We start from the raw sequence: 12,915 nt of genomic DNA, 5'->3' as shown, positions 1-12,915 counted from the left end.
CTGGTAACCGTGCAGTACATCTACAGCTGGTTCCGCAGGCACCCGACCCTGGTTGACGCCGGGTGGGCTGCCCTGCTGTTCCTGCTGTGCCTGCTGCAGATCGGCACCGACCGGCCGGACGACGGGCACGTGGTCCGGGGCTCCCTGGTGGTGTGCTCGGTGGTGCTGTGCGTCCTGGTCGCGGTCCGCCGGCGCCGTCCGGACCTGGCGGTGCTGCTCGGCATCCTGGTCGGCCTCGCCCAGGTGGCCCTGCACTGGGACCCGAACACCGCCGATGTCGCGCTGCTGATCCTGGCCTACACCGGCGCCGCCTTCTCCCGGACCTGGGTCTCCCGGGTGACGCTGGCGGTCAGCTTCGCCTCGGGCCCGCTGACCTGGTTCCGCTTCGGCGACGGCAACCCGCACGACCGCCAGAACGCGCTCTGGTTCAGCCTCTTCACCGGCCTGCTGTTCTCCACCCCCTTCATCCTCTGCTGGGTGCTCGGCCGGTTCACCCGGATCCGCCGCGCCTACTACGTCGAGCTGGAGGACCGGGCGGCCCGGCTGGAGCGCGAGCGCGACGCCCAGTCCAAGATCGCCGTCGCCGCGGAACGCGCCCGGATCGCCCGTGAGCTGCACGACGTGGTGGCCCACAATGTGTCGGTGATGATCGTTCAGGCCGACGGCGCCTCCTATGTGATGGACGGTTCGCCGGAGCAGGCCAAGCAGGCGCTGGCGACCATCGCCAGCACCGGCCGGCAGGCGCTGGAGGAGATGCGCCGGCTGCTGGGGCTGCTGCGCTCCGCCGACACCGCGGGCGAGTACGTGCCGCAGCCGGGCGTCGAACAGCTGCCCGAGCTGCTGGAGCAGGTCCGCAACGCGGGGATGCCGGTGGCCTTCCGGGTCGACGGCGAGCCGCGCGACCTGCCGCGCGGCGTGGAGCTGACGGCGTACCGGATCGTCCAGGAGGCGCTGACCAACGCCCGCAAGCACGGCGGCCCGCAGACCAGCGCGACGGTGCGGATCCGCTTCGACGACCGCGGGCTGGACATGCTGATCGAGGACAACGGCCGCGGCGCCAGCGCCGAGCTGGCCCGCGACGGCGGCGAGGACGGCTTCGGCCACGGCCTGATCGGGATGCGCGAGCGGGTCGGCATGGTCGGCGGCACGCTCGACGCCGGGCCCCGTCCCGGTGGCGGCTTCCGGATCAACGCGGTGCTGCCGCTGACGCCCTCCCGCAGGCCCGCCGCGGCCGGCGCGGTGCCCGACGCGGTGTCCGACGCCGTGCCGACCGAGGCCCCCGCCCCGGCCGGCCCCCTTTCCTGACCAGCGAAGGAATCCTCTCCATGCCGATCCGCGTGATGCTCGTCGACGACCAGGAGCTGCTGCGCACCGGCTTCCGGATGGTGCTCCAGTCGCAGCAGGACATCGAGGTCGTGGCCGAGGCCGGGGACGGGCTCCGGGCGCTGGAGGTGCTGGCCGAAACCGAGGTCGACGTGATCCTGATGGACGTCCGGATGCCCCGGATGGACGGGGTCGAGGCGACCCGGCGGATCTGCTCCGCGCAGCTCCCCGACCAGGACGGGCTGGTCACCGGCCCGCGGGTGCTCATCCTCACCACCTTCGACCTGGACGAGTACGCCTTCGCCGCGCTGAAGGCCGGCGCCAGCGGCTTCCTGCTCAAGGACGTGCCGCCGGCCGAGCTGGTCGCCGCGATCCGCGCGGTCCGGGGCGGCGACGCGGTGGTGGCGCCGACCACCACCCGCCGCATGATCGACCGCTTCGCCACGGTCCTGCCCAGCTCGGTGCCGGTGGCCGACACCCCGGAGCTGGCCCGGCTCACCGAGCGCGAGCGCGAGGTGCTGCTGCTGATCGCCCAGGGGCTGTCCAACGGCGAGATCGCGGCGCGGCTGACGCTGTCCGAGGCCACCGTGAAGACCCATGTCGGCCGGATCCTCACCAAGCTGCAGCTGCGCGACCGGGTGCAGGCCGTGGTGCTGGCCTACGAGACCGGCCTGGTCCGGGCCGGCGGCACGGTCTAGCTGCCGTCCGGCGGCTGCTACCCGGCGGCCCGCAGCCGCCGCAGGAACGCGCCGACCGCCTTGCCGACCTCCTCCGCCGACCACTCCAGTCCCGGTCCGGCGACGGTCAGCTCGGTGAAGGAGATCCCCGGCAGCCCCGGCTCGTGCCACATCAGCGGCAGCACCGCCTCCCCGGTCTGCTCCGCGAACAGCGTCGCGGTCTCGTTCAGCAGCTCCGCCGGGAACGGCAGCCACAGCTGGAACTGGTGGGTGTGCGGCGGCTCGGGGAAGACCCGGGCGCCGGGGACCGCGGCGACGGCCCCGGCGATCGCCCCGGCCACCGCCTTGGCGTGCTCCACGTAGGCGCCCAGCCGGGGCAGCTCCCGCTCGATGCCGCGCAGCGCGCTCAGCGCCGCAGGCCACTGCTGGTAGAGCTGGCCCCCGTAGCGGTGCCGCCAGGTCCGCGCCTGGTCCGTGAACGTGGCGGGCCCGGCCAGGGCGGCCCCGCTGATGCCGCCCAGGGTCTTGTAGAAGGACACATAGACCGAGTCGGCCAGCGCGGCGATCTCCGGCAGCGGGCGGCCGAAGTGCGGCACCGTCTCCCACAGCCGCGCGCCGTCGAAGTGCACCACCGCGTCCCTGGCCCGGGCGGCCCCGACCACCGCCTCCAGCTCCTCCCAGCTCGGCAGCAGGAAGCCCGCGTCCCGCAGCGGGAGCTCCAGCATCAGGGTGCCGAAGGGCTCCGCGCACTCCGCCACCTCGTCCGCCGTGGCGATCCGCCGCTCGGTGCTGGGCCAGACGCTGCGCAGCCCGCTGAGCTGGGAGTACGCAAAACGCTCATGCACCTCGGGGTGCGCCAGCGGGTGCATGGCGACGGTCGGGTCGCCGGTCCGCTCGGCCCAGCAGCGCAGCGCGACCTGCTGGGCCATGGTCCCGGTCGGGAAGAACGCCGCCGCCTCCGTCCCCAGCAGCTCGGCCACCCGCTGCTCCAGGGCCTCAACGATGCCGTTGCCGTAGACGTCGGTGCGGGTGTCCAGGTCGTGGGAGCCGCCAGCGAGGTCGTCCAGGCTCTCGCGGAGGGTCGACGGCCTGGTTCCGGAGAGCTGCCTGGTGCAGCCGCGGAGGGTCTCGAAGCGGCGCTGCGCGGGGTCGGTCACGTTCTCTTCAGCCATGGGCCGATCATCCCGCACCCGCGGCACCGATACCCTCAAGCGGTGCCAACCCCAGTTCCGGGGCTGACCGGGAGGTCGCCGGTGTCATACGATCCGGCAGCACACGCCGTAGAACGCCCCGGAGGGTCCGTTGTTCGCTCTAGTCCTCAGGTCGCTGCTGATCCCGCTGGCACGCGTGGTCTACCGGCCGGTGATCGAGGGACGCGACAACGTACCCAGGCGCGGTCCGGTGATCCTCGCCAGCAACCACCTGTCCTTCATCGACAGCATGGTCATCCCGCTGGTCTCGCCGCGCCCGGTGGCCTTCCTGGCCAAGGCCGAGTACTGGAACGGGACCGGTCTGAAGGGCCGGATCAGCAAGGCCTTCTTCACCGCGATCAACGCCGTGCCGGTCGAGCGCGGCACCCACCGCGCGGCCCAGGCCTCGCTGGACGCCTCGCTGGCCGTGCTCAACGACGGCATGGCCTTCGGCATCTACCCGGAGGGCAAGCGCTCGCTCGACGGCCGGCTCTACCGCGGTCGCACCGGCGTCGCCTGGCTGGCGCTGACCTCCGGCGCGCCGGTGGTCCCGGTCGCGCTGGCCGGCACCCAGGACATCCAGCCGGTGGGCAAGCGGCTGCCGCGGATCCGCCGGGTCACCGTCCGCTTCGGCGAGCCGCTGGACTTCAACGACCGCCGCGACGTCCGCCCGGTCGGCCCGGTCCGCCGCGCGGTGACCGACGAGATCATGGACGCCATCGCCGCGCTGTCCCAGCAGGAGCGCGCGAACGTCTACAACGAGGGCCCCAAGGACGACACCGAGGCGGCTTAGCGCTCCGCCGTAGGATGGGGCGGTACGTCCGGTACCCGAGAGGACTGGAACGGAAGAAGGAGCGCCAGACGTGAGTGCGGACGATTCCGGTCTGCCGACCTTCGGTGATCCCGCAGACCCCGGCAACCGGCCCGCGCGGCTCGCCGTCGGCGTGGTCGGGACCGGGCGGGTGGGGCCCGCGCTGGGGGCCGCGCTGCAGTTGGCGGGCCACCGGGTGGTCGCCGCGTCCGGGGTGTCGGCGGTCTCGCGCCGCCGGGCCGAGACGCTGCTGCCCGGGGTACGGCTGGTGACGCCGCCGCAGGTGATGGCCGCGTCGGACCTGGTGCTGCTGACCGTCCCCGACGATGTGCTGCCCGAGCTGGTGGCCGGCCTGGCCGCGACCGGCGCGGTCCGCCCCGGCCAGCTGCTGGTGCACACCTCCGGCGCCCATGGCGTGGCGGTGCTCGACCCCGCCACCCGGGTCGGCGGGCTGCCGCTGGCGCTGCACCCGGCGATGACCTTCACCGGGACCTCGGTGGACGTGGCCAGGCTGCACGGCTGCCCGTTCGGGGTGACCTCGCCGGAGGAACTGCGGCCGGTCGCCGAGGCGCTGGTGGTGGAGATGGGCGGCGAGCCCGAGTGGGTCCCCGAGGAGGTCCGCCCGCTCTACCACACCGCCCTGGCCCACGGCTCGAACCACCTGGTCACCCTGGTCGCGCAGGCGATGGAGATCCTCAGCGACGCGGGTGTGGCCGAGCCGGGCCGGATGCTGGGCCCGCTGCTCGGCGCCGCCCTGGACAACGCCCTGCGCAGCGGTGACGCCGCGCTGACCGGGCCGGTCGCCCGCGGCGACGCCGGCACCGTGCGCAAGCACGTCGAGCAGCTGCGGCAGACCTCGCCGCAGGTGCTGGACAGCTACCGGGCGATGGCCAGGGCCACCGCGGACCGGGCGCTGGCCAACGGGATGCTGAAGGCGGACGCGGCGGCGGCGCTGCTGGACGTCCTCGCGGAGGAGGAGCGGACATGAGCGCGCTGCTGGTGCGTACGGCGAAGGAGCTGGCGCGGGCGGCGGACGGCCGTCCGCGCGCGGTGGTGATGACCATGGGCGCGCTGCACCAGGGCCACGCCGCGCTGGTCCGGGCGGCCAGGGAGCGGGTGGGCGCCGACGGCGCGGTGGTGCTGACGGTCTTCGTCAACCCGCTGCAGTTCGGTGCCGGCGAGGACCTCGACCGCTATCCGCGCACCCTGGACGCCGACCTGGTGCTGGCCGCCGAGGCCGGGGCCGACCTGGTCTTCGCCCCGACGGTGGACGAGGTCTACCCCGGCGGCGCGCCGCAGGTCCGGATCGCGGCCGGCCCGATGGGGGAGCGCTACGAGGGGGCGTCCCGGCCCGGCCACTTCGACGGGATGCTGACCGTGGTCGCCAAGCTGCTGCACCTGACCGCCCCCGGCACCGCCTTCTACGGCGAGAAGGACGGGCAGCAGCTGGCGCTGATCCGGCGGATGGTCCGCGACCTGGACTTCCCGGTCGAGATCGTGGGCGTGCCGACGGTCCGTGAGGCCGACGGTCTGGCGCTCTCCAGCCGCAACCGGTATCTCTCGGAGCAGGACCGGGCGGAGGCGCTGGCGCTCTCCCGGGCCCTGTTCGCCGGACGGGACGCCCGCGCGGGCGGACCGGCGGCGGTGCGGGCGGCGGCGGAGGCGGTGCTCGCGGGTGCCGGACCGGCCGTCGACTACCTCGCCCTGGTCGACCCGGCCGACTTCACCGGCATCGACCGGGAGGACTTCCGCGGCGAGGCGCTGCTCGCGGTCGCCGCGAAGGTCGGCAGCACCCGGCTGATCGACAACGTACGGCTCAGTTTTTCCTAGCAGAGTTCTCGCAGACAAGTCCCGGCATGTACTCACCACCAGGAGACGTGACCATGTTCCGCACCATGCTGAAGTCCAAGATCCACCGCGCCACCGTCACCCAGGCCGACCTGCACTACGTGGGCTCGGTCACGGTCGACCAGGACCTGCTGGACGCCGCCGACCTGCTGCCCGGCGAGCTGGTCCACATCGTCGACATCAACAACGGCAACCGGCTGGAGACCTACACCATCGCCGGTGAGCGCGGCAGCGGCATCATCGGCATCAACGGGGCCGCCGCCCGGCTGGTGCACCCCGGCGACCTGGTGATCCTGATCGCCTACGCCCAGCTGGCCGACGCCGAGGCGCGGACCTACCGGCCGCGGATCGTGTTCGTGGACGGCGACAACCGGATCACCCACCTCGGCGCCGACGCCGGGCACGCGCCGCAGGGCAGCGGACTGCTCTCCGGCCGTACGGATTCCCGTGCGATCCCCGGGCAGGCGTACGGTGACGTCGAAGGTGCCGCCCACAGCTATGCACCCACGTACGCCCGGAGCGAAGCATGACCCCAGTACTCCACGGTCCCCGGACCCGACTCGCCGCACCGGCCCCCGGCTGGACCGTCGCCACGGACGTGGTCGTCGTCGGCTCCGGCGTCGCCGGGCTGACCACCGCGCTGCGGCTGCGGGCCGCCGGGCTGAAGGTGCTGGTCGTCACCAAGGCGATGCTGGACGACGGCTCCACCCGCTGGGCCCAGGGCGGCATCGCCGCCGCGCTCGGCGAGGGCGACACCCCCCAGCAGCACCTGGACGACACCCTGGTGGCCGGGGCCGGCCTCTGCGACGCGGAGGCGGTCCGGGTGCTGGTCACCGAGGGCCCGGCCGCGGTGCGCCGGCTGATCGAGACTGGCGCGGCCTTCGACAAGGACCCCGAGGGCGAGATCCTGCTGACCCGGGAGGGCGGCCACCACCGCCGCCGGATCGCCCACGCCGGCGGCGACGCCACCGGCGCCGAGATCTCCCGCGCGCTGGTCGACGCGGTCCGCCTGGACGACGGCATCGAGCTGATCGAGCACGCGCTGGTGCTCGACCTGCTCACCGACGTCAAGGGCCGCACCGCCGGGCTGACCCTGCACGTAATGGGCGAGGGCCAACGGGACGGCGTCGGCGCGGTGCACGCCCGCGCGGTGGTGCTGGCCACCGGCGGCATGGGCCAGGTCTTCTCGGCCACCACCAACCCCGCCGTGTCCACCGGCGACGGCGTCGCGCTGGCGCTGCGGGCCGGGGCCGAGGTCACCGACCTGGAGTTCGTCCAGTTCCACCCGACCGTGCTCTGGCTCGGCCCGGACGTCGAGGGCCAGCAGCCGCTGATCTCCGAGGCGGTCCGCGGCGAGGGCGCGTACCTGGTCGACGCCGACGAGGTGCGGTTCATGGTCGGTCAGCACGAGCTGGCCGAGCTGGCGCCGCGCGACATCGTCGCCAAGGGCATCACGCGGCGGATGCAGGAGACCGGTGCCGAGCACATGTACCTGGACGGACGGCACTTCGGCGAGCAGATGTGGGAGGAGCGCTTCCCGACCATCCTCGCCTCCTGCCGGTCGCACGGCATCGACCCGGTGACCGAGCTGATCCCGGTCGCCCCGGCCGCCCACTACGCCTCCGGCGGGGTCCGTACCGACCTGCGCGGGCACACCAGCGTGTCCGGCCTCTACGCCTGCGGCGAGGTCGCCTGCACCGGGGTGCACGGGGCGAACCGGCTGGCCTCCAACTCGCTGCTCGAGGGCCTGGTCTTCGCCGAGCGGATCGCCGCCGACATCCTGGACCGGGACGCGGCCGGAAAGCTGACGCCCCGTCACGAGGATACGGCGCTGGAGGTGCAGCGGGTCCCGCTGCTGGCCTCCGAGGCGCGGGCCGACATCCAGCGGCTGATGACCCGCGGCGTCGGCGTGCTGCGCAGCGCCGCCAGCATGGCCGAGGCCGCCGAGGGCCTGGCCGGCCTGGCCGCCGCCCATCCGGATGACACGAACAAGGGCGAGTCCCCGCAGGTGGAGACCTGGGAGGCGACCAATCTGCACCTGGTCGCCACCGCCCTCACCGCCGCCGCCCGGCTCCGCGAGGAGACCCGCGGCTGCCACTGGCGCGAGGACTTCCCGGACCGCGACGACCTCCGTTGGAACACGCATCTGATCAGCCGTCAGCAGGACGGCGTCCTGACCACCCTTCCCCAGGAGCAGCAGTGACCGAGCACGACCACCACCACGAACTCCCGCTGGTCTCCGAGGGCGGCTGCGGGGACGGCTGCGCCTGCGGCGGCGAGGAGTACGTCACCGGGCTCGACCCGCAGCTCGCCGAGCTGCTGGAGCAGGCCGGCCTCGACCCGGTCGAGGTCGAGGACATCGCCACCCTGGCGCTGGCCGAGGACCTGGCCGGGGGCGAGGACGTGACCTCCCTCGCCACCGTCCCCGAGGACGCCTTCGCGACCGCCGACTTCACCGCCCGCGAGGCCGGCGTCGTGGCCGGGCTGCGGGTGGCCGAGGCCGTGGTCTCGCTGGTGGCCGAGGAGGAGTTCAGCGTCGAGCGCCATGTCGAGGACGGCGACCGGGTCGAGGCCGGCCAGGTGCTGCTGAGCGTCACCACCCGGACCCGCGACCTGCTGACCGCCGAGCGCAGCGCGCTCAACCTGCTCTGCCACCTGTCCGGGGTCGCCACCGCCACCCGCGCCTGGGCCGACGCCCTGGACGGCACCGGCGCGGTGGTCCGGGACACCCGCAAGACCACCCCGGGCCTGCGGGCGCTGCAGAAGTACGCGGTCCGCTGCGGCGGCGGCGCCAACCACCGGATGGCGCTCTCGGACGCCGCCCTGGTCAAGGACAACCACGTGATCGCGGCCGGAGGGGTGGCCGAGGCGTTCAAGGCCGTCCGCGACGCCTACCCGGACCTGGCCGTCGAGATCGAGGTGGACCGGCTGGACCAGATCCAGCCGGTGCTGGACGCGGGCGCCGACCTGATCCTGCTGGACAACTTCACCGTCCCCGAGCTGCGCGAGGCGGTCGCCCTGGTGGCCGGCCGGGCCAAGCTGGAGTCCTCCGGCGGCCTCACCCTGAACACGGCCCGGGCCGTCGCCGAGACCGGTGTCGACTACCTGGCGGTGGGCGCTCTGACACACTCCTCACCGATCCTTGACATCGGCCTGGACCTGCGCGGATAGTCCTCCGACCACTCTTCACCAGGAACGGCTGTCCCCATGCTGCTCACGATCGACGTCGGCAACACCCACACGGTCCTCGGTCTCTTCGACGGTGAGGAGATCGTGGAGCACTGGCGGGTGTCCACCGACCCGCGCCGCACCGCCGACGAGACCGCCGTGCTGATGCAGGGGCTGATGGGCTCGCACCCGGCCCTGGGCGAGGACACGGTGGACGGCCTGGCGATCTGCTCCACCGTGCCCTCGGTGCTGCACGAGCTGCGCGAGGTGACCCGCCGCTACTACGGGGACGTCCCCGCGGTGCTGGTGGAGCCGGGGGTGAAGACCGGGGTGCACGTCCTGACCGACAACCCCAAGGAGGTCGGCGCGGACCGGATCGTCAACACCCTTGCCGCCAAGCACCTCTACGGCGGCCCCGCGATCATCGTGGACTTCGGGACGGCGACCACCTTCGACGCGGTCAACGAGCGCGGCGACTACGTGGGCGGGGCGATCGCGCCGGGCATCGAGATCTCGGTGGAGGCGCTGGGCAAGCGCGGCGCGATGCTGCGCAAGATCGAGCTGATCCGCCCGCGCAGCGTGATCGGCAAGAACACCGTGGAGTGCATGCAGTCGGGCATCATCTACGGCTTCGCCGGGCAGGTGGACGGCCTGGTCAACCGGATGGCCGCGGAGCTGTCCACCGACCCGGACGAGGTGCATGTCATCGCCACCGGCGGGCTGGCCCCCTTGGTACTGGGCGAAGCAAGCTCGATCGATGTCCATGAGCCGTGGCTGACCCTGATCGGCCTGCGACTGGTGTACGAGCGCAACACGGCGGGCTGACGCTGGGGTGGCAGCCGGTGGTGATGTGGAAGCCCAGGCTGTGCCGCGCGGTGCCGGGGTCGCCCGCGGCCCGGACCGACACCGAGCCGCCGTGCAGCACGCTGCCGCCGGGCAGGTCCGCCACCGCCCGCACCTGCAGCACCACGGTCGCGCTGCCGGCCGACGCGAGCCCGCCGGGCAGCTGGCAGGTCACGGTGCCGCCCCGGCCGGCGGCGGTCGGCTCGCAGCCGTCCGGGGGGCCGATGTCGGCCACTCCGTGCGGGAGGGTGACGGACAGCTGCACCGGGCCCTCGGCGGGTTCCCGGCCGGTCCCGGCGATCAGGATCCGGACGCTGGTCGCGTCGGTGTCGACTTCCGCGACGGTGAGCCCGGTACGGGCGGTGGTGGCCTCGGCGGCCCCGACCAGGGCCAGCAGCCCGGTGGTGGCGAGCAGGACGGTCAGTCGGCGGCGCAGCATGGTCGGCCTCCCGGATCCAAAGGAACTCCCAGTAGCCAAGAGAATACTGTGTGTAGTCCATTGGGTGGATCTCGCGCGTCGATAATCACAAATAGCCTGATATCGGCATAGCGTCACTGCATGCCTACGCCCCATGGATCTCGCGGCGGTATGGCCTTCAGTGCGGACGAGCTGCGGGTGATGCGGCGTGCCCTCGCCCAGGTCCTGCACCCCCCGAACCAGGCCCTTGCCCTCGCCCCGAACCCCCCGGCCCTCCCGCCCGGCGCCACCGACCGCAAGCTCGCCCGCGTCCCCGACCGCTCCGGCTGGATCGAGGACGTCCAGGAGGTGCTGCGGCTGGCCGAGTCCATCGACGAGGCGGTGGAGGAGGCGGGCCGGATGCGCGCCTTCGCCCTGGCCGACCTCGTCCGCTACCGCAGTGCCCTGCCCGGCAGCGCCGCCGGGTACCTGGAGCGGCTCCGGGAGTCCGTCGCCGACGGCTACGTCCCGGACGCCGAGGACCTCTCGGCGCTGCGCACCCTGACCGCGCTCCCCTGCGCCCCCGCCGAGCGGGTCCGCCGCCTCGCGCTGCGGTCGCGCTGCGGGGAGCTGGCCGAGGCCGCGGTCCGCCGCCGGCTCACGGCGCCCCCGGCGCCGCCCAGGCCGTCGGCGCTGCCGGCCTCCGCGCGGGTCGCCGACGTCCGGGTGGCCGGGCTCAGGGCCGGCAGCGGCGCGGCGGCCCTCTCCGCCGGCAGCTCGGGCAATGTGGCCGAGTTCGCCCGCCCGGCCAGGCCGCAGCGCCTGCGCGAGCAGCCCCGTCCCTTTCCGATCCGACCTGGAGGACCCGCCATGGACCCGTACGACTCCGCTCCCCGCTCTGTCGACCCGCGTCCCGGCGGCCCCGCGCCCAAGGACCCCGCCGAGCGGGGGCGTCCGATCCCCACCCCGGGCGACCTGTGGCCGCGCGGCGTCCGCCGCGAGCGCGGCGAGCGCGGCGAGGAGGACGAGCTCGCCACCGGCACCGGCTGAACCCCCGGCCCCGCCCCGCCGTTTAACGGGTGGCGGCGGCACCGCCCGCGCTGGATACCCTTAGGGCGTGACTGATCAGACCTCCGCGCCCGCGCCCGCGACCGACGACCTTCCCGAGCAGATGCGGGTACGCCGCGAGAAGCTGGACCGGCTCCGCGCCGCCGGCGTCGACCCGTACCCGGTCGGCTTCCCGCGGACGACCACCCTGGCCGCCCTCAGGGCCGCCCACCCCGGCCTGGCGGCGGACGTCGCCACCGGGGAGCGGGCCGGGGTGGCCGGGCGGGTCGTGCTCAGCCGGACCGGCGGCAAGCTCTGCTTCGCCACCCTCCGCGACGGCACCGACGACCTCCAGGTGATGCTGTCCCTGGACAAGCTCGGCGAGGAGCGCCTCGCGGCCTGGAAGACCGACATCGACCTGGGCGACCACGTCGGCGTCGAGGGCGAGGTGATCACCTCCAAGCGCGGCGAGCTGTCGATCCTGGTCGACCGCTGGGAGCTCACCGCCAAGTGCCTGCGCCCGCTGCCGGACAAGCACAAGGGCCTGACCGACCCGGAGGCCCGGGTCCGCCAGCGCTACGTGGACCTGATCGTGAACCCCGAGGCGCGGGAGATGATGCACCTGCGCAGCCGGGTGCTGCGCTCGCTGCGCCGCACCTTCGAGGACCGCGGCTTCCTCGAGGTCGAGACCCCGATGCTGCAGCCGATCCACGGCGGGGCGAACGCGCGTCCGTTCAAGACCCACATCAACGCCTACGACATCGACCTCTACCTGCGCATCGCCACCGAGCTCTACCTCAAGAAGCTGATGGTCGGCGGCGCCGAGAAGGTCTTCGAGATCAACCGGAACTTCCGCAACGAGGGCGCCGACGCGACCCACAACCCGGAGTTCACCGCGATCGAGTCCTACGAGGCCTACGGCGACTACGACACCCAGGCCGAGCTGACCCGCGAGCTGATCGTCAACGCGGCCAGGGACGCCCTGGGCACCACGTTGGTCCGCGGCCTGGACGCGGACGGGGTGGAGCAGGAGATCGACCTGGCCGAGCCCTGGGAGCAGGTCAGCGTCTACCCCGGCATCAGCGCCCGGCTCGGCGTCGAGATCAGCCCGGAGAGCTCGGTGGACGAACTGCGCAAGCTCGCCGACGAGCACGGCATCCCGTACGAGCAGAAGTGGGGCCACGGCCAGATCGTGCTGGAGATGGTCGAGCGGCTGCTGGAGCACCACGCGACCCGGCCGACCTTCATCAGGGACTACCCGACCGAGGTCTCCCCGCTGACCCGGCAGCACCGCAGCATTCCCGGCGTGGCCGAGAAGTGGGACCTGGTGATCTTCGGCACCGAGGTGGCCACCGCCTACTCGGAGCTGGTCGACCCGGTCGAGCAGCGGGCCAGGCTCACCGCGCAGTCGCTGCTGGCGGCCGGCGGCGACGTCGAGGCGATGCAGGTGGACGAGGACTTCCTGCGGGCGCTGGAGTACGCGATGCCGCCGACCGGCGGCATGGGGATGGGCGTGGACCGCCTGATCATGCTGCTGACCGGCAAGAACATCCGGGAGACGGTGCTCTTCCCGCTGGTGAAGCCGGACACCCAGCAGTAGCCCCCGCCGCC

The 12,915-nt window shown here is 73.5% G+C and carries 12 protein-coding genes; 11 read left to right on the top strand and 1 reads right to left on the bottom strand.

What is annotated here, in order from left to right; genetic code table 11:
- Positions 1 to 9: 9 nt before the first annotated feature.
- Both ACEZDG_RS15420 and ACEZDG_RS15415 read left to right on the top strand, forming a co-directional pair.
- Positions 10 to 1,305: a sensor histidine kinase gene (locus ACEZDG_RS15420; RefSeq protein WP_380508781.1), complete on the top strand. Its 1,296-nt coding sequence runs from the start codon at positions 10 to 12 to the stop codon at positions 1,303 to 1,305.
- A 20-nt stretch (positions 1,306 to 1,325) separates the two neighbouring features.
- Positions 1,326 to 2,021: a response regulator gene (locus ACEZDG_RS15415; RefSeq protein ID WP_380508778.1), complete on the top strand. Its 696-nt coding sequence runs from the start codon at positions 1,326 to 1,328 to the stop codon at positions 2,019 to 2,021.
- Positions 2,022 to 2,038: 17 nt separating this feature from the next.
- On the opposite strand, the gene ACEZDG_RS15410 is transcribed toward ACEZDG_RS15415, so the two are convergent.
- The gene (locus ACEZDG_RS15410; RefSeq protein ID WP_380508775.1) at positions 2,039 to 3,172 is read right to left on the bottom strand and encodes a threonine aldolase family protein; all 1,134 of its coding nucleotides are present in this window, start codon (positions 3,170 to 3,172) and stop codon (positions 2,039 to 2,041) included.
- 130 nt (positions 3,173 to 3,302) lie between these two features.
- Here ACEZDG_RS15410 and ACEZDG_RS15405 point away from each other — a divergent pair, with 130 nt between their 5' ends.
- From ACEZDG_RS15405 to lysX, 9 genes are all read left to right on the top strand, one after another.
- A complete protein-coding gene (locus ACEZDG_RS15405) occupies positions 3,303 to 3,983 on the top strand; it encodes a lysophospholipid acyltransferase family protein (RefSeq protein ID WP_380508772.1) in 681 nt (226 codons plus the stop codon).
- Between the two features lie 70 nt (positions 3,984 to 4,053).
- A complete protein-coding gene (locus ACEZDG_RS15400) occupies positions 4,054 to 4,989 on the top strand; it encodes a Rossmann-like and DUF2520 domain-containing protein (RefSeq protein ID WP_380508769.1) in 936 nt (311 codons plus the stop codon).
- Positions 4,986 to 5,831 carry a pantoate--beta-alanine ligase gene (gene panC / locus ACEZDG_RS15395; protein WP_380508766.1) on the top strand — a complete coding sequence of 282 codons (846 nt, stop codon included), beginning with the start codon at positions 4,986 to 4,988 and terminating at the stop codon, positions 5,829 to 5,831. Before ACEZDG_RS15400 ends, panC begins: the two co-directional genes overlap by 4 nt.
- A gap of 53 nt (positions 5,832 to 5,884) precedes the next feature.
- Complete coding sequence (gene panD / locus ACEZDG_RS15390; protein WP_380508763.1) at positions 5,885 to 6,379, top strand: aspartate 1-decarboxylase; 495 nt, start codon at positions 5,885 to 5,887, stop codon at positions 6,377 to 6,379.
- Positions 6,376 to 8,052 carry an L-aspartate oxidase gene (locus ACEZDG_RS15385; protein WP_380508760.1) on the top strand — a complete coding sequence of 559 codons (1,677 nt, stop codon included), beginning with the start codon at positions 6,376 to 6,378 and terminating at the stop codon, positions 8,050 to 8,052. The genes panD and ACEZDG_RS15385 overlap by 4 nt, the downstream gene beginning before the upstream one ends.
- On the top strand, positions 8,049 to 9,020 hold the full coding sequence (nadC, locus tag ACEZDG_RS15380; RefSeq protein WP_380508757.1) for a carboxylating nicotinate-nucleotide diphosphorylase: 972 nt from the start codon (positions 8,049 to 8,051) through the stop codon (positions 9,018 to 9,020). Before ACEZDG_RS15385 ends, nadC begins: the two co-directional genes overlap by 4 nt.
- Positions 9,021 to 9,056: 36 nt before the next feature.
- Positions 9,057 to 9,842: a type III pantothenate kinase gene (locus ACEZDG_RS15375; RefSeq protein ID WP_380508754.1), complete on the top strand. Its 786-nt coding sequence runs from the start codon at positions 9,057 to 9,059 to the stop codon at positions 9,840 to 9,842.
- Positions 9,843 to 10,449: 607 nt separating this feature from the next.
- Entirely contained in the window at positions 10,450 to 11,307 is an 858-nt protein-coding gene (locus tag ACEZDG_RS15370; RefSeq protein WP_380508751.1) for a hypothetical protein, read from the top strand.
- 67 nt (positions 11,308 to 11,374) lie between these two features.
- A complete protein-coding gene (gene lysX / locus ACEZDG_RS15365; protein ID WP_380508748.1) occupies positions 11,375 to 12,904 on the top strand; it encodes a bifunctional lysylphosphatidylglycerol synthetase/lysine--tRNA ligase LysX in 1,530 nt (509 codons plus the stop codon).
- Positions 12,905 to 12,915 lie beyond the last annotated feature (11 nt).

The sequence above is a fragment of the Streptacidiphilus alkalitolerans genome (genome assembly GCF_042511045.1).
GTDB lineage: Bacteria > Actinomycetota > Actinomycetes > Streptomycetales > Streptomycetaceae > Streptacidiphilus > Streptacidiphilus alkalitolerans.
Note: the sequence above shows the minus strand (reverse complement) of the source record. Positions and strands in the feature narration are given on the sequence as shown.